Origin of the sequence: Billgrantia montanilacus (genome assembly GCF_003336675.1) — a bacterium.
Classification (GTDB): domain Bacteria; phylum Pseudomonadota; class Gammaproteobacteria; order Pseudomonadales; family Halomonadaceae; genus Halomonas; species Halomonas montanilacus.
On record NZ_QPII01000003.1, the window covers coordinates 109,649 to 126,028 of the forward strand.

The window sequence follows — 16,380 nt, forward strand, 5'->3', positions numbered from 1 at the left end:
CACAAATGACTGTGCGAGCGAATCGCTTCGTTGCGCGGTGCTGGTGCGCCAGCCCGGTCGGAATCCTCACATATACCCCATATGCTCCGGTTCCTGTGCTCCGTGCGCCTTGCGCTTCATCTCGCTCGTCGATTTGTTCAGCATTTCCTTAGCAGATAACGATGCTGTCGCCCGTCGGCGGCAATTCCCAACAGAAGGCGGTAACGGCAAGTGGCGACAGCCTGATCATGAGTGACGATTCTACCCGATTGGAGACGGCTCTGCGGAGCCAGCTGGCGGCGGATTCGCTGTGGGACTTTGCCCTGGCGCTCTATGCACGCCCCGGCGTGGAGGCCGCCTGCCTGACACTGCAGGATGAGGCCGGCGTGGACGTCTGTGAGCTGCTGTGGCACTGCTGGCTCCACCATCATGGTCTGGCTCTGGAAACGGAACCCGAGGGGCTCGTGGCGATCCGCCAGTGGCAGCGGGAGGTCACATCGGTGCTGCGCGCCCTGCGCCGACGCCTGAAAGGCGAGGCGGGAAAAAGCACTGGCGTGGCCGATGTCCGTCGTCGACTGAAGCGCACCGAGCTTGCCGCCGAGCAGGAAACCCTCGCCCGCCTGCAGGCCCTGGCAGAACGCGGTGAAGGTCTCGTCCGTCATTCGACTTCTCGCTCAAAACTGGCATTTTTCCTTGCATCGCGCTGGCAATTGCAGAAAAAACCACAACTTTTAGCGCTTCAAACCATCGAATGCCAGCTTGACCCCCCCTAGGTGCCACGCTAGCCTGAAAAAAGCTATGCAGTCCATGAGGCTGCGCGATGCCTGGAGATGTGATCGAGTTTCACAGGCCTAACCTGCGAGGAGAACACAATAATGAAGGCAACCAAGCTGTTGACCACTGCCAGTATCGGCGCGCTGATGTTCGGCATGTCGGCTGCCGCACATTCCGCCGAGTGGCGCTATGCGCATGAGGAATTCGAGGGTGATGTCCAAGACGTGTTCGCTATCGCCTTCAAGGAATATATCGAGGAAAATTCCGACCATACCGTCCAGGTCTATCGCTTCGGCGAGCTGGGCGAGTCCGACGACATCATGGAGCAGACCCAGGCGGGTATTCTCCAGTTCGTCAATCAGTCGCCCGGCTTCACCGGTGCGCTGATTCCCGAGGCGCAGATCTTCTTCATTCCCTATCTGCTGCCCACCGACCAGGACGCGGTCGTCGAGTTCTTCAATACCAGCAAGGCCATCAACGAGATGTTCCCGGAGCTCTATGCCGAGCAAGGCCTCGAGCTTCTGCAGATGTACCCGGAAGGCGAAATGGTCGTCACGCTGGACGAGCCCTTCACCAGCCCTGACGATCTGCGCGGCAAGAACGTCCGCACCATGACCAACCCGCTGCTCTCGGAAACCTATCGTGCCTTCGGCGCCACCCCGACCCCGCTGCCCTGGGGTGAAGTGTACGGCGGCCTGCAGACCGGCATCATCCAGGGCCAGGAAAACCCGATCTTCTGGATCGAATCCGGTGGTCTCTACGAGGTCTCTCCGCACCTGGTCTTCACCGGCCATGGCTGGTTCACCACCGCCATGATGGCCAATCAGGACTTCTTCGACGGTCTTTCCGAAGAGGAACAGCAACTGGTGCGTGACGCCAGCGATGCGGCCTATGAACAGATCATCGACCACATCTCCGGGCTCGCCGATGAATCCCTGGAAAAGATCCAGGAGGCATCCGACGAGGTTACTGTAACCCGCCTCGACGAAGACCAGATCCAGGCCTTCCGCGAGCGTGCTCCGCAGGTCGAAGAGCGCTTCATCGAAATGACCGGTGACCGCGGCCAGGAGCTGCTCGAGCAGTTCAAGGCCGACCTGGAAGCCGTGACCGGCGAGTAAGCTTTCGGGCAACTCATCGTGAGCGTGCGAGGGGGTAGCCGGCCGGCTACCCCCTCGTTGTTTGATGACGGGTTGCCTGGTGACGTGCTGTTTGATGACTTGTTGTTTGGTGAAACGGTTGTCCTTGACGGTGGAGAGGACACTCACTCCCTTCGCAGGGAACACTCAGGAGTCCGGTCGCATGACAGAAGAAGAATCCGAGAAGAATTATCGCTCGACGCTCCCCGGCCCCCTGGGCATGGTCGATACCTGGATCAGCAAGGCCGAGTCAACGATCCTGGCCATGGGGGTGATACTGATGGCCATCAACACGGTGGCCAACGTGATCAGCCGCTTTCTGCTCGGCGAGAGCCTGCATTTTTCCGAAGAGGTGAATCGTATCCTGATCGTGATGATCACCTTCGCCGGGCTCGGCTACGCCGCCCGCCACGGGCGACATATCCGCATGTCCGCCTTCTATGACGCCCTGCCCACTGGCGGCCGACGCTGGCTGATGATCATCATCTGCCTCTTCACCTCGGTGGTGATGTTCGCGCTCTGCTACTACTCCATCGGCTATATCAGCACGCTCTACGGTCGCGGACGAGTGCTCCCCTCTCTGAGCATCCCGGTATGGATCATCTACCTTTGGGTCCCGGTCGGATTCACCATTACCGGCATTCAGTACCTGCTCACCGCCATCAAGAACCTCACCTCCCGTGACGTCTATCTGTCGACCCATGTGGTCGATGGCTACAAGGACACGGAAACCGAAGTCTGACGCTGAGCACGAGAGGATTAGACCACCATGACAACCATCATCGTTTCCCTCATGATCGTGTTGCTGATGCTCGGCTTCCCGATGATGATTCCCCTTGCCACGGCGGCGTTCGTCGGCTTTTTCATGACCTTCGGCGGCACCGGCCAGATGGAAACCCTCATCCAGCAGATGATGGGCGGCATACGGCCCACGGCACTGATCGCCGTGCCCATGTTCATCCTGGCAGCCGACATCATGACCCGAGGCCAGTCCGCCGGCCGCCTGATCGACATGGTCATGAGCTTCGTCGGCCACGTCAAAGGCGGCCTTGCCGTCAGCACCGCGGCTTCCTGCACCCTGTTCGGTGCCGTTTCCGGCTCCACCCAGGCCACCGTGGTGGCGGTCGGTTCCCCGCTGCGCCCGCGCATGCTCAAGGCCGGCTACAAGGATCCCTTCACCCTGGCGCTGATCATCAACTCCAGTGATATCGCCTTTCTGATCCCCCCCAGTATCGGCATGATCATCTACGGGGTCATTTCCGGCACCTCCATCGGCGAGCTGTTCATCGCCGGTATCGGCCCTGGCCTGCTGATCCTGTTGATGTTTTCGATCTACTGCGTGTTCTACGCCATCTATCACAAGGTGCCCACCGAGCCCAAGTCGAGCTGGAAGGAGCGTGCCCTTGCGGTACGTGACGCACTATGGCCCCTGGGTTTCCCGGTACTGATCGTCGGCGGCATCTATGGCGGCATCTTCAGCCCGACCGAAGCAGCCGCCGCCTGTGTACTCTATGCGGTACTGCTTGAATTCGTGATCTTCCGCTCGCTGAAAATGCCGGATATCTATACCATCGCCAAGTCCACCGGCCTGATCACCGCGGTGGTTTTCATCCTGGTGGCGGTAGGCAACGGCTTCTCGTGGATCATCTCCTTCGCCCAAATTCCACAGTCCCTGCTCGCCGCCTTCGGCATCAACGAGGCGGGCCCTGTCGGTGTGCTGGTCGCGATATCCATCGCCTTCTTCGTCGCCTGCATGTTCGTCGACCCCATCGTTGTCATCCTGGTGCTGACACCCATCTTCGCACCGGCGATCGCCGCCTCCGGCCTGGATCCCGTGCATGTGGGTGTGTTGATCACCCTGCAGGTTGCGATAGGCTCCGCGACGCCACCCTTTGGCTGCGATATCTTCACGGCCATCGCCATCTTCAAGCGACCCTATTGGGAGGTGATCCGTGGCACCCCACCCTTTATCTTCATGCTGGTGCTGTCGGCGGCCCTGATCATCATGTTCCCGCAGATCGCGCTGTTTCTGCGTGACCTGGCCTTCCGTTGATCGGCGAGACTGACCCCGCTAAGGAGATGGTGATGTTCAATCGGATACTGGTACCGGTGGATGGTTCGAAGGGCGCCATGAAGGCGCTGGAAAAGGCCGTGGGGCTGCAGATGCTGACCGGCGCCGAGCTCTATGTGCTTTGTGTGTTCAAGCACCACAGCCTGTTGGAGGCCTCGCTCTCCATGGTGCGCCCCGACAAGCTGGATATTCCCGATGACGCGCTCAAGGAGTACGCCACCGAGATCGCCGTGCATGCCAAGGGCGAGGCGGTGGAGCTGGGCGCCGACCCGGCGCGACTGCGTGCCTTCGTCAAGGGTGGGCGTCCTTCGCGCACCATCGTTCGCTTCGCCCGCAAGCGTGAGTGCGACCTGATCGTGATCGGAGCACAGGGCACCAATGGGGAGAAGAGCCTGCTGCTGGGGAGCGTCGCCCAGCGCGTGGCGGGCTCCGCCCACTGCCCTACCCTGGTGGTCTGACCCACTCGGCCTGTCCGGTCGAGCCCCCATTTGTCAGCGGGTGGGGAACCAGACCGGCCTTGTTAGAGTCCGAATAGCTGCCAACGGGTTCACGCCACACTGCTTCTATTTCCAAAGGATTCAGCATGAAGACACTCCTGACTTCCGCCTCCTTGGTCACGTTGATGGCCGCAGCTCCGCTCGCGCTAGCCTCACCGGAGACCGAGGACGAGCGCCTCAGCTACAGCCTGGGCATTGCCTATGGCCAGAGCATCGCACAGGAGTATGCCGACCTGGACGTGGATGCCTTCGCCGACGCAATACGCGATGTCATCGAAGAGAATGAGCTGGCCATGAGTGCCGATGAGATGGCCGAGACCCTGAGCCGGTTTCAGGAGCAGGCCATTGCCACCCGTCAGGCCGAAACCCAGGAAATGGCCGAACGCAATCTTGCAGAGGGTGAAACCTTCCTGGTCGAGAATGCCGAACGGGAAGAAGTCGAGACCACCGAGTCGGGCCTGCAGTATGAGGTCATGGAAGCCGGCGATGGCGCAAGCCCGGGGCCGACCTCCCACGTGGAAGTCCACTATGAGGGTACGCTGGTCGACGGCACCGTATTCGACAGCTCCTTCGATCGCGGTGAGTCGGTCAGCTTTCGGGTCGATCAGGTCATCGAGGGTTGGCAGGAAGCCTTGCAGCTGATGAGTGTCGGCGATACCTGGACGCTCTACATTCCCCCCGAGCTTGGCTATGGCGCTCAGGGACAGGGTCCCATCGGACCCAACGAGACGCTGATCTTTCAGGTCGAACTGCTCGATGTGATGGATTGACAGCCAGCCGATGAGAGCCTTTCCCCCTTTTATCGCCGGCCTGATCTTCTCGGCCGGCGCCCTGGCTGACGACCCGCTGCCGGAGCTGCCACAACTTGGCACATCGCCCGACGCCATCAGCGTGATCGGTATCTCGTCGGGTGGCTATATGGCCACCCAGCTTGCCGTGGCTTGGCCGGAGCGCTTCAAGGGCCTGGCAGTACTCGCTGCCGGCCCGTGGAGCTGCGCCCAGGGCGGCCTGGGACGCGCCCTTGGCCAGTGCATGTCGACCCGGCGAGGCCCTCCGGACCTGGCCAGCCTGGACCTGAAGCTACGCGATTACCAGGCGCGTGAGCTGGTGGGTCATACCGCCGACCTCGCCAAGCTACGTGCCTATGTGTGGCACGGTGGCGCCGATAATGTGGTCGATCCTTCCCTGGGTGAGGCCTTGGCCAAGCAGCTGTCGGGCTGGTTGGCCAATCCCCCGGAACAGCTGCAGGTAGACGTCGCTCCGGAAGCCGGCCACGGCTGGCCCATACGCTCCAATGAGCAGATTCCCCCCAGCTGGCTAGCCGAGTGTCGCGGCGGTGGCGGGACTCACCTGCTGGCCTGCGGTACGGATATCGCTGGCGATGCACTGGCCTGGCTCCACGGCGAGCTTGCCCCGGCGCAAGAAGTTGATATGACGCAGCTGTTGCGCTTCGATCAGGAAGACTTTGCGGTACGCGGGATGAGCTCGGTGGGGTATGCGCTGATCCCCGAGGCGTGCAAGGCCGGGGGCTGCGACCTGACACTCGCCCTGCATGGCTGTGGAATGGACAGCGAGCAGATCGACGAAGCCTTCGTCCGCCACAGCGGTCTCAATGAGTGGGCCGTGGCCAACCAGCGGGTCGTGCTCTACCCCCAGGCGAAAACCAGCCTGGCCAATCCCCAGGGGTGCTGGGACTGGTGGGGCTTTACCGAGAGCACCTGGCAGCTAGACCCCCTGCACGATACCCGGGAAGGGGTCCAGGTAAGCGCGCTGATGGCCATGATCGACCGGCTGGAGGAGAGCCCGGCCGAGGACGAGTGACCTACCCTCCCAGTTCGTTCTCCAGCGCCGAGCGCAGCGGGTGCGGCGTCGGCGAATAGAGCACCCGCTGCAGGATCTGGCCATCGCGGTCGACGAGATAGAGCGATGAACTGTGATCGACGGTGTATTCCATCGCCGAATCGGGTGTTTCCACCCGGCGCCACACCACGTTATAGCGCCCGGCCAGCTCCTCGAGCTGCGCCTCGCTGCCGGCGGCACCGATGAAGTCGTCTCCGAAATAGCCTACGTACTCTTCCAGTCGCTCAATCGTGTCCCGCTCGGGGTCCACCGTGATCATGACCGGCACCACCCGCTGGCGCTGCTCGTCATCGAGCCCCTGCATGACCTGACGAATCACGGCCATGCTCATGGGGCAGACGTCCGGACAGTAGGTATAGCCAAAGAAGAGTATGGCGATCTGGCCGTCATCCATCTGGCTCAGCGAGAAATCACCCTGGGTCGAGGGCAGCTCTACCGGGCCACCCCGAGGGCTGCCATCGTCCGCCGCCCTTTGCTGCTCGTACCAACCATAGCCCCCGAGAGCAACGGCAAGCACGAACACGACACCCAACACCTTCCAGATACCCTGTCGCCTCATGGCACACTTCGCTCCACAGTAAAATCGAACCGGCTACCCAGCCGGCCATCGGGGGTTTCCACCACGACCCGGGCTAGCCAGGGCATGGTCGCTTCGGTGCAGATCGGTACCTGGGCCAAGCCCTCGTAGCGGCCATTATCCTGCGCTTCGAGGGGGAATCGGTGCAAGCCCATGTCCATATCGCGGCCAACGAAGTCGACATGAACGGCGGTGGCCTCCACGCCCTCCAGGGTTACCGTCAGGGGCAGCAGGTCCAGCGCCTGAATCCCCTCCGGAGCGTCGGCCGCCAGGCTCAGCTCCCGGGAGCCCCCCAGCATCGCCTTGCAGGACGAGCGATGCAACTCGCAGGGGGCCACCGCGGCGTACCAGGCGATGTCGCGGTCGCCCCGCACCAGGTGCGAAGCCAGGTACCATAATGCCGCCACCAGTGCCAGCAGGGTGGCGAGCATCAACAGGCGGAGTCCGGGAAAGCGGGTGTGCCGTGGATCTGGCAGAGTCGATGAGCTCATGACGGCGAAAGCAGCACTCCAATGAGAGGCGACAGAGGGGTAAGCTTAACAGCATTTGCCGGGCGTCGACCGTGGATGGATGTCGCAGGGCAGCGGCTCTACCTGGACGTAAGGAGGGGGAATGGAAGGTGTGGCGCAGGCATTGGGCCCGCTGTTTCTATTGATACTGCTGGGCGCCGTGCTGGGCTGGCGCCGCCTGCCCGGCGACGACTTCTGGCCCGCCATGGAGCGGCTGATTTACTTTCTGCTGTTTCCCGCCATGCTGGTGGCCACCCTGGCTACTGCCGATGTCAGTCAGGTACCCGTGGCGCGTCTGGCAATGGTGCTGCTCGGCACCCTGCTGCTCTTCGCCGCCCTGCTGTGGGTCCTGCGGCCGAAACTGGGGCTCGACTCGGCTGCCTTCACATCGGTATTTCAGGGCGCCGTGCGCTTCAACACCTACGTGGGCGTTGCCGGGGCGGCGGCGCTGCACGGCTCTGCCGGTGCCACCGTGGCAGCGGTTGCCGTGGCACTGATGGTACCGGTGGTCAACGTCCTCTGTGTGGCGAGCTTCATTGCCGCCGGCACCTTGGGCCCCTCCAGTCTGGGCAAGAGCCTGCTGGCGCTGGTGCGCAATCCGCTGATTCTTGCCTGCCTGGTCGGCATCGCCCTGAACCTGACTGGCATCGGACTTCCCGGCTGGAGCGGCGCCACAGTAGAATTGCTGGGACGAGCGGCCCTGCCGCTAGGCCTGGTCGCGGTAGGCGTGGCGCTGCGCCCCCGAGCGCTGATGCGCCTGGACCGCGGCGTCTGGACATCCAACCTGGTGAAGCTGGCACTGATGCCGGCAGTGGTACTGCTACTCGCCATGGCGCTGGGGCTGGACCCGGTAAGCCGCGACGTGGCGCTGCTGTTCGCCGCGCTACCCACCGCCACTTCGGCCTATATCCTGGCCCGCCAGCTGGGAGGAGACGCCGAGCTGATGGCCGCCTTGATCACCGGCCAGACGCTGCTGGCCATGGCCACGCTGCCGCTCTGGTTGAGGCTGGCCGGCTAGGAAATAAAACTTAATAAAAAGTATTCGCATTTGTGTTGACGTCGTAAACGAGAATGATTACAGTGTGGGTGTGGCGTTTGATGAGGCGCCACACCCATAAGAGGATCGCCAGTTCCTCGTTATGGTTTCTCCCCCTCATTTGCTAGTCACGGTCTTGCCTGCGCCCTCTCTGAGGGCGCTTTTTTTTGTTGCTTCGATTGCTCCCCTTGTTCCCGGTTCAGGACCTTGCCTACCATGGCAGGCAATTTCCATCTTGTCGGAGGTAGCTTTAGCTCGCGACGGCGGTGTTGCCAGCATTAGCGGTAACCTCCAGCGTTACCGCCTCCGCCGAGGCGCCTGACGGCGCCAGTCGCGACGCGGAGTCGGAGCGCCGAACCGAGCGCTCCAACAGCTGCATTTTCCTGCCATGGCAGGTAACTTCCATGCTGTCGGAGGAAGCTTCAGCTCACGACTGGAGGCCAAAGGGCTCCCGGCGGTGTTGCCAGCGCTGGCGATGATCACCAGCGTTGCCGCCTCCGCCGAGGCACCTGATGGCGCCAGTCGCGACGCGAAGCAGCGCTCCAACAGCTGATTTTTCCTGCCAAGGCAGGCAACTTCCATACTGTTGGAGGAAGCTTTAGCTCACGACTGGAGGCCGAAGGGCTCCCGGCAGTGTTGCCAGCGCTGGCGATAACCACAGCGTTGCCGCCTCCGCCGAGGCGCCTGATGGCGCCAGTCGCGATGCGGAGCGGCGCTCCAACAATGATTCTCTCCACCGACGCTGCCACATCGCTGTTGGAGCACCTTTAGATCGCGACTGGAGGCCGAAGGGCTCCCGGCGGGGTTGCCAACGTTCGCGCCCATCACCGGCGTTTCAGCCTCCGCCAAGGCGCCTGGCGGCGCCAGTCGCGACGCGGAGTCGGAGCGCCGAACCGAGCGCTCCAACAATGATTCTCTCCACCGACGTTGCCGCTTCTCTCAAGGCGTGCCAGCACCGCGCCAGGGCCCGCGATGGGTCAGGCGATCGCGCAGCAGGTGGGCCATCGCTTCTGCCGCCGGCTGTGAGGCGGTGGCGATATGCGGGGCGAAATGGAGCCTCGCCTCACAACGCTTGAGCGGTGGCATATCCTCCGCGGGCCCCAGCTCGCGCATGGACCCGGTCAGCCGTTCACGGTCGAGTACGCTGATCGCCAGGCCCATTTCCACCGCTTTCTCGACGGCGTGGATGCTGGTGCTGGTAAAGACCGCATGCCAGGGTCGGCCAATCGCCTCCAGCGCTTCAATGGCCAGGGCGCGATAGGGACAGTCCACCTCGTGGAGCGCCAGGGGAAGGCGTGGCCTGTCGCTCAGGTCGCCGACCCGGGGGCTGGCCCAGACCGGCGAGGTACGCCACAGCACCTCGCCGCCCGGCAGCGGGTTGGGGCGGTCCAGCAGTACCGACAGCGTCAGCTGGGAGCGGCTCAGCTGCCGGGCCAGCTCGCCGCTGGTGGCAGTCACGATCTCGAGCAGGACATCGGGATGGTGCGCCATGAACTCCGGCAGCACGCTGCCCAGCAGCTCCCGTGCATAGTCTTCCGGCAAGCCCAGGCGCAGCTTGCCGCCCAGGCCGCGACCGGTGAACCGCGAGAGCATCCCGTCATGCAGTCGCAGAAGCTCACGGGACTCCTGCAGCAGGGCCTCGCCCACGGCCGTGGGCGTCACCCCTCGTGAGCCCCGTTCGAGCAGTCGCGACCCCAGTGCCTCCTCGAGCCGCTTGATCTGCATGCTGATGGCGCTGACGGTGCGATGGCGCTGCTGTGCCGCGGCGGCCAGCGATCCCAGCTGTGCGGCCACCTGAAAGCTGCGCAACAGCTCAAGGTCCAGCGCCGCAATCGAGACTTCAGACATATTGAATGCTCAATCGAAAATATGTCGATTCATTGAAATCCATTTTTCCTCCATGCTCAAGGCCGTTCAATCAGGAGGGAGGAAAAATGCGAGCGTCATGGGTTTCACCGCTTATCGCCATGGGCTTCGTGGTGTGCTGGAGCTCCGGGTTCGTCGGAGGCCGGTTGGCGACCGAGGCCGATACGCCGGTGCTGTCGCTGTTCGCCTGGCGTTTCCTACTGGCAAGCCTGCTGGTCGCGCTCTGGTGGCGACTGGTCGGCGGTGCCCGGCTGGCGCGGCGCGATGTGGTGCGGGAAATGGCCGTCGGCAGCCTGACCATGGGCGGCTACCTGCTGGGCGTGATACTGGCGCTCGAGCAGGGCGTCAGTACCGGCGTGGCCGCCCTGATCACGGCGCTGCAGCCACTACTCGCCGCGGCGCTGGCAGGGCCATGGCTCGGTGAACGACTCTCGGCCCGGGGTTGGACGGGCATGGCGGTCGCCACGCTCGGCGTACTGCTCTATGTAATCGATGATATCGAGCATGGCGGCGGCAGCGCGCCGCTATGGGCCTATGCCTTGCCCCTGGGCGCAGTGCTGGCAGTGACCTTGGGTAGTCTTCTGTCAGTGCGCTGGGCGACCGCCATGCCGCTGGCGGCGACCCTGATGGTACAGCTGTTCGCCGCCACCGGGATATTTACCCTGGCGGCAATGATCGTGGCGGGTGGCGCGCCGGCCCTGCCCACCGATCGGCTCAGCATCTCCGCGATCGGCTGGCTGGTCGTGCTTTCCAGCCTGGGAGGGTACGGCTTCTTCGTCGCGAGCCTGCGCCGGCTCGGCGTGACCCTGACCTCATCGCTGGTCTACCTTACCCCCGCGGTAACCCTGCTCTGGGCGGCGGCCATGTTCGGCGAGCAGCCGAGTGCCCAGGGCATCGCCGGCATGGCGATCGCCATCGCCGGCGCGGGCCTGGCTATGCACAGCGTCGATACAGCAGGTCCCAGACCCCGTGTCCCAGTCGCTCGCCACGAACCTCGAACTTCGTGAGCGGGCGAAACGACGGCCGAGGGACGTAGGGCGCGGTCTCCGGCGAGGCGGTGTTGGCATAGCCGGAAGCAGCCTCCATTACCTCGGCCATCCACTCGGCGTAGGCCTGCCAGTCGGTGGCCATGTGCAGCGTGCCGCCCATCTTCAGGCGCGTGCGGATCAGCTCGACGAAGGCGGGCTGAACGATGCGCCGCTTGTGGTGCTTCTTCTTCGGCCAGGGGTCGGGGAAGAAGAGCTGCAGCGTATCCAGGCTGGCTTCCGGCAGGCACTGCTCGAGCACCGCCAGCGCATCCTCGCGATAGATGCGGATATTGCCCAGGCCGCGCTTGTCGGCCTCGTCGAGCAGCTTGCCTACGCCGGGGGCGTGCACCTCGATACCGATGAAGTCGGTATCGGGGTGGCTCTCCGCCTGCTCGATCAACGAGCCGCCCATGCCGAAACCGATCTCCACCACCCGGGGCGCCTGGCGTCCGAACAGGGCATCGAGGTCCTGTCGCCCATCCGCCAGGGTCAGTCCCAGGCGAGGCCAGACCTCCTCCAGCCCGCGCGTCTGGGCCTGGGTCATGCGTCCGGCACGCAGCACATAGCTCTTGATGCCGCGGCGGTGCAGGGGGGCATCCGGCCCTTCCGGGCCGGTGCTCGAGGTGACGTTGTCGTGGCGCTGGTCACTCATGGAATCGATTGGGCTCTGGTAGGAAATTCAGCCGTTGATGCGGCCGGCAAAGGGCGACGAGGGGTCGGCGCTCTGGCGGCGCGGCATGCGCCCGGCCAGGAAGGCTTCACGGCCGGCTTCGACGGCTTTCTTCATGGCACTGGCCATCAGCACCGGCTGACGAGCATGGGCGATGGCGGAGTTCATCAGCACGCCGTCGCAGCCCAGCTCCATGGCCATGGCCGCATCCGAGGCGGTGCCGATGCCGGCGTCCACCAGCACCGGCACGCCGGACTGTTCGATGATCAGCCGGACGTTGTGCGGGTTCTGGATACCGTGGCCGGAGCCGATCAGGGAGCCCAGCGGCATGATGGCGCAGCAGCCCATCTGCTCGAGCTCCCGGGCAACGATCGGGTCGTCGCTGGTGTAGACCATGACGTCGAAGCCATCCTTGAGCAGCACCTCGGCCGCCTTGAGGGTCTCCACCACGTTGGGATAGAGGGTGTGGTCGTCACCCAGCACTTCCAGCTTGACCAGCTTGTGGCCGTCGAGCAGTTCCCGGGCCAGCTTGCAGGTACGTACGGCATCCTTCGCCGTATAGCAGCCCGCGGTATTGGGCAGCAGGGTGAAGCGCTCGGGCGGCACCACGTCCAGCAGGTTGGGCTCGCCGGCCTCCTGACCCAGGTTGCTGCGGCGCACGGCGAAGGTGACCACCTCGGCACCGGAAGCGGCAATGGCTTCGGCCGTCTCGTCGAAATCCTTGTACTTGCCGGTACCGACCAGCAGCCGTGACGCGAAGGTGTGGCCGGCGATTCGCAGCGGTTGATCCTGAAAGAAGTCTGTCATCGGGTATGCCTTCGTATGGAGTCTGGGAAACGGCAGCTCATCTATCCAATCATCTAGCCACTCATCCGCCGCCGATGGCATGGACGATTTCGATTCGATCACCCTGGCCGAGGCGGGTCGTCCCGTGCTCACTCCGGGGTACGATCTCCTCGTTGAGCTCGACGGCTATCCGTCGTCCTGTCAGACCAAGGCTGTCGATCAGTTGCGCCACCGTGAGGTCGGCGGCCAGATCATGGGCTTCACCGTTGAGCTGGATCTGCATGGCGTCCTCTCTGGATTGACGGGCCAACATTGTAGCCGGTTACGCCCCCTCGGGGTACGGTGTGCAACGATACCAACCGGCAGGGAGAGACATCGATGCAGGACCGACCCTGGTGGGGCATGGCGGCGCTGTCGGGTGCCCTCGTGGTCATGGCGGGCGCCTTCGGCGCCCATGCCCTGGAAGGCCAGCTGGCCCCCCGGCTGGCTGCCGCCTTCGAGACGGGCGTTCGCTACCAGGCCTGGCACACCCTGGCGATGCTGGGAATACTGGCCTGGCGCGCCTCGCACCCGCATCGGGGACAGGCAGTGGTACTGGGGCTTTGGACAGCGGGAATCGTGCTGTTCTCCGGCTCACTCTATGCCATGGCACTGACCGGCGTGCGCGGGCTGGGCATGATCACACCCATCGGCGGCGTGCTGATGATCGGCGGCTGGCTGGCACTGGCGGTATGCGCCCTGCGTAACCGCGACTAGGCACGTGTCTGAAAAGTCGCCGAGCGCAGCCAGTTTTCGGACAGTGCCTAGTCGTTGTCGGGCAGCACATAGGTGGCCGTCACCAGCGCCACCGGCGCCTCGTCACCGGCGGAAAACAGCTGCACCTCACCCACCGCCAGGCGTCGGCCCAGCTTCATGATGCGGGCATTGGCGATGACATCGCGATCCCCCCGGGGGCGGCGCAGGAAGCGGCAGTGGAGGTCGCTGGTCACGGCCATGGGCTCGGGGCCGATCTGGGCCAGGATAGCCACGTAGAGGCAGACATCGGCCAGCCCCATCAAGGTGGGGCCCGACACGCTGGCCCCGGGCCGCAGGTGTTCATCCTCGATGGCCAGGCTCATGGTGGCCCGCATATGATCGACGCCCTCGATGGTCCCGGTGCGCTGGGGGAATATCTCGTCGAGAAAGTCTTCGATGGCGGCGGCGGTCATCACTGTCATGGCATGGCTCCCTGCGGAAAGAAGTAAGCGTAGGACGATCGGACCAAGATAGACGAGGCAGCTCGCCCCGCCCAGTCGTCGAACGCCGCCTGCATCAACGAAAACGCCCCCGCGGCTGGGCCGCGGGGGCGAGACGTCTTGCGTGCGGCGCCGACGCAGGTCTACTTCGACTTGTGCACGGCACGCCAGTGGTGCAACAACGGCTCGGTGTAACCGGAAGGCTGCTCGCGCCCCTTGAAAATCAGGTCGCTGGCCGCCTTGAACGCGGTCGAGGCCTCGAAGTTGGCGCTCATGGCGGTATAGGTCGGGTCACCGGCGTTCTGCTCGTCGACCACCTTGGCCATGCGCTCCAGGGTCTCCTGGACCCGGGTGGCATCGACCACGCCATGATACAGCCAGTTGGCGATATGCTGGCTGGAGATCCGCAGGGTGGCGCGGTCTTCCATCAGGCCGACGTTGTGGATATCCGGCACCTTGGAGCAGCCGACGCCGTGTTCGACCCAGCGCACCACGTAGCCGAGGATGCCCTGACAGTTGTTGTCGAGCTCCTGCTGGATCTCGTCGCTGGACCAGTTCGCCTCGGCGGCCACCGGCACGGAGAGCAGGTCATCGAGCAGGTCCGGCTCGCCCTGGGCTTCCAGCTCGCGCTGGATGCCGGTCACATCGACCTGATGATAGTGCAGCGCATGCAGTGTGGCGGCGGTGGGCGACGGCACCCAGGCGGTGTTGGCGCCGGCCTTGGGGTGGCCGACCTTCTGATCGAGCATCGCCGCCATCAGATCCGGCATGGCCCACATGCCCTTGCCGATCTGGGCACGGCCGCGCAGGCCGCAGGCCAGGCCGACCTGAACGTTGTTCTTCTCGTAGGCGGCGATCCAGGCGGCGTTCTTCATGTCGCCCTTGCGGATCATCGGGCCCGCTTCCATGGCGGTGTGCATCTCGTCGCCGGTGCGGTCGAGGAAGCCGGTATTGATGAACACCACCCGGGAAGTGGCCTCGGCGATACACGCCTTGAGGTTGACCGTGGTACGCCGCTCCTCGTCCATGATACCCATCTTCAAGGTATCGCGGGCCATGCCCAGCAGGTCTTCCACGCGGCCGAACAGCTCGCTGGAGAACGCCACTTCCTTCGGGCCATGCATCTTGGGCTTGACGATGTAGACGGAGCCGGCGCGCGAGTTGCGCGGCGCATCGCTGCCCTTGTTGAGGTCGTGGAGCGCCAGCAGGCCGGTGACGATGGCATCGAGGATGCCCTCCGGCAGCTCATTGCCGTCGGCATCGAGCACCGCCGGCGTGGTCATCAGGTGGCCGACGTTGCGCACGAACATCAGCGAACGGCCCGGCAGGGTCAGCTTGCCGCCATCGGGCGTAGTGTAGTCGCGGTCGCCATGCAGGCGGCGGGTGATAGTCTCGCCACCCTTGGCGACCTGCTCTTCCAGGTCGCCCCGCATCAGGCCCAGCCAGTTGCGATAGACGCCAACCTTGTCCTCGGCATCCACCGCCGCCACGGAGTCCTCGCAGTCCATGATAGCGGTCAGCGCGGCTTCCACCACGAGATCCTTGACCCCGGCCGGGTCGGTCTTGCCGATCGGGTGCGTCGGGTCGATCTGGATCTCCAGGTGCAGCCCGTGATTGGTCAACAGGACCGCCTCGGGGCGTGCGGCATCACCGCGGTACCCCACCAGCTTGCCGGGATCCTTGAGGCCGGTCTCGCGACCTCCCTCCAGCGTCACCACCAGATGGCCGTCGCGTAGCGCGTAATTGACGGCGTCACGATGGGAGCCTGTGGCCAGCGGAGCCGCACGATCCAGAACCCCGCGGGCGTAGGCGATGACCTTTTCGCCGCGCTTGGGGTTGAAGCTGGTACCCTTTTCGGCGCCACCTTCTTCGGAGATGGCGTCGGTACCGTACAGTGCATCATAGAGGCTGCCCCAGCGCGCGTTGGCGGCATTCAGCGCATAGCGGGCGTTGCTCACCGGTACCACCAGCTGTGGACCGGCCTGAATGGCGACTTCGCTATCCACATTGCCGGTAGAGACCTTGACCTGGGCGGGCGCATCCACCAGGTAGCCGATCTCCTTCAGGAAGCCTCGGTAGGCGGCCATGTCTCTCACCGAGCCGGGGTTTTCCCGATGCCAGGTGTCGAGGCGTTCCTGCAGATTCTCGCGTTCGGCGAGCAAATCCCGGTTTTTTGCTGTCAGATCATGAAAGATGGCGTCGACACCGGCCCAGAAGGTATCTGCGTCGATGCCGGTGCCCGGTAGGGCCTGCTCGGAAATGAAGCCGTCCAGCTCGGCGGCCACCTGCAGACGGTGGCGAGTGACGCGTTCTGGCATGGAAATCTCCTCGTGATGGCGGCGGACGAGATGCAATC

At 64.1% G+C, this 16,380-nt stretch carries 18 protein-coding genes; 10 read left to right on the forward strand and 8 right to left on the reverse strand.

Features of this window, described 5'->3' with window-relative positions:
• The first annotated feature begins 161 nt into the window (after positions 1-161).
• The 7 genes from DU505_RS05880 (at position 162) to DU505_RS05910 (ending at position 6,278) form a co-directional block, all read left to right on the forward strand.
• The gene (locus DU505_RS05880; protein ID WP_245947785.1) at positions 162-752 is read left to right on the forward strand and encodes a TIGR02444 family protein; all 591 of its coding nucleotides are present in this window, start codon (positions 162-164) and stop codon (positions 750-752) included.
• A 102-nt stretch (positions 753-854) separates the two neighbouring features.
• Complete coding sequence (locus DU505_RS05885; protein WP_114478065.1) at positions 855-1,871, forward strand: TRAP transporter substrate-binding protein; 1,017 nt, start codon at positions 855-857, stop codon at positions 1,869-1,871.
• Between the two features lie 181 nt (positions 1,872-2,052).
• Positions 2,053-2,631: a TRAP transporter small permease gene (locus DU505_RS05890; RefSeq protein ID WP_114478066.1), complete on the forward strand. Its 579-nt coding sequence runs from the start codon at positions 2,053-2,055 to the stop codon at positions 2,629-2,631.
• 27 nt (positions 2,632-2,658) lie between these two features.
• On the forward strand, positions 2,659-3,942 hold the full coding sequence (locus DU505_RS05895; RefSeq protein WP_114478067.1) for a TRAP transporter large permease: 1,284 nt from the start codon (positions 2,659-2,661) through the stop codon (positions 3,940-3,942).
• A gap of 32 nt (positions 3,943-3,974) precedes the next feature.
• The gene (locus DU505_RS05900; protein ID WP_114478068.1) at positions 3,975-4,418 is read left to right on the forward strand and encodes a universal stress protein; all 444 of its coding nucleotides are present in this window, start codon (positions 3,975-3,977) and stop codon (positions 4,416-4,418) included.
• A 125-nt stretch (positions 4,419-4,543) separates the two neighbouring features.
• The gene (locus DU505_RS05905) at positions 4,544-5,227 is read left to right on the forward strand and encodes a BamJ family beta-barrel-assembly machinery protein (protein WP_114478069.1); all 684 of its coding nucleotides are present in this window, start codon (positions 4,544-4,546) and stop codon (positions 5,225-5,227) included.
• 10 nt (positions 5,228-5,237) lie between these two features.
• A complete protein-coding gene (locus DU505_RS05910; protein WP_220250409.1) occupies positions 5,238-6,278 on the forward strand; it encodes a prolyl oligopeptidase family serine peptidase in 1,041 nt (346 codons plus the stop codon).
• Between the two features lies 1 nt (position 6,279).
• Here the strand turns inward: DU505_RS05910 and DU505_RS05915 are convergent, their stop codons facing one another.
• Together DU505_RS05915 and DU505_RS05920 are read right to left on the reverse strand one after the other, a co-directional pair.
• A complete protein-coding gene (locus DU505_RS05915) occupies positions 6,280-6,876 on the reverse strand; it encodes an SCO family protein (RefSeq protein ID WP_114478070.1) in 597 nt (198 codons plus the stop codon).
• Complete coding sequence (locus DU505_RS05920) at positions 6,873-7,385, reverse strand: hypothetical protein (protein WP_114478071.1); 513 nt, start codon at positions 7,383-7,385, stop codon at positions 6,873-6,875. Before DU505_RS05920 ends, DU505_RS05915 begins: the two co-directional genes overlap by 4 nt.
• 121 nt (positions 7,386-7,506) lie before the next feature.
• On the opposite strand from DU505_RS05920, the gene DU505_RS05925 reads away from it, so the two are divergent.
• Positions 7,507-8,421, forward strand: coding sequence for an AEC family transporter (locus DU505_RS05925; RefSeq protein WP_114478072.1), 915 nt, complete (start codon positions 7,507-7,509; stop codon positions 8,419-8,421).
• Between the two features lie 957 nt (positions 8,422-9,378).
• Here DU505_RS05925 and DU505_RS05930 read toward each other — a convergent pair.
• Complete coding sequence (locus DU505_RS05930; RefSeq protein ID WP_114478073.1) at positions 9,379-10,287, reverse strand: LysR substrate-binding domain-containing protein; 909 nt, start codon at positions 10,285-10,287, stop codon at positions 9,379-9,381.
• Between the two features lie 86 nt (positions 10,288-10,373).
• Here DU505_RS05930 and DU505_RS05935 point away from each other — a divergent pair, with 86 nt between their 5' ends.
• Positions 10,374-11,312, forward strand: coding sequence for a DMT family transporter (locus DU505_RS05935; RefSeq protein WP_181872740.1), 939 nt, complete (start codon positions 10,374-10,376; stop codon positions 11,310-11,312).
• Here the strand turns inward: DU505_RS05935 and trmB are convergent.
• From trmB to thiS, 3 genes are all read right to left on the reverse strand, one after another.
• Positions 11,239-11,985 carry a tRNA (guanosine(46)-N7)-methyltransferase TrmB gene (gene trmB, locus DU505_RS05940; protein WP_114478075.1) on the reverse strand — a complete coding sequence of 249 codons (747 nt, stop codon included), beginning with the start codon at positions 11,983-11,985 and terminating at the stop codon, positions 11,239-11,241. The two genes, DU505_RS05935 and trmB, sit on opposite strands and share 74 nt — an antisense overlap.
• Before the next feature lie 27 nt (positions 11,986-12,012).
• On the reverse strand, positions 12,013-12,810 hold the full coding sequence (locus tag DU505_RS05945; protein WP_066451948.1) for a thiazole synthase: 798 nt from the start codon (positions 12,808-12,810) through the stop codon (positions 12,013-12,015).
• 61 nt (positions 12,811-12,871) lie between these two features.
• On the reverse strand, positions 12,872-13,072 hold the full coding sequence (gene thiS / locus DU505_RS05950; RefSeq protein WP_114478076.1) for a sulfur carrier protein ThiS: 201 nt from the start codon (positions 13,070-13,072) through the stop codon (positions 12,872-12,874).
• A gap of 95 nt (positions 13,073-13,167) precedes the next feature.
• Between thiS and DU505_RS05955 the strand changes: the two genes are divergently transcribed.
• A complete protein-coding gene (locus tag DU505_RS05955) occupies positions 13,168-13,545 on the forward strand; it encodes a DUF423 domain-containing protein (protein WP_114478077.1) in 378 nt (125 codons plus the stop codon).
• 47 nt (positions 13,546-13,592) lie between these two features.
• On the opposite strand, the gene DU505_RS05960 is transcribed toward DU505_RS05955, so the two are convergent.
• Both DU505_RS05960 and DU505_RS05965 read right to left on the reverse strand, forming a co-directional pair.
• The gene (locus DU505_RS05960) at positions 13,593-14,006 is read right to left on the reverse strand and encodes a PaaI family thioesterase (RefSeq protein ID WP_114478078.1); all 414 of its coding nucleotides are present in this window, start codon (positions 14,004-14,006) and stop codon (positions 13,593-13,595) included.
• Positions 14,007-14,167: 161 nt separating this feature from the next.
• Positions 14,168-16,342, reverse strand: a complete 2,175-nt coding sequence (locus DU505_RS05965; protein ID WP_114478079.1) for a malate synthase G — start codon at positions 16,340-16,342, stop codon at positions 14,168-14,170.
• Between the last annotated feature and the right edge of the window lie 38 nt (positions 16,343-16,380).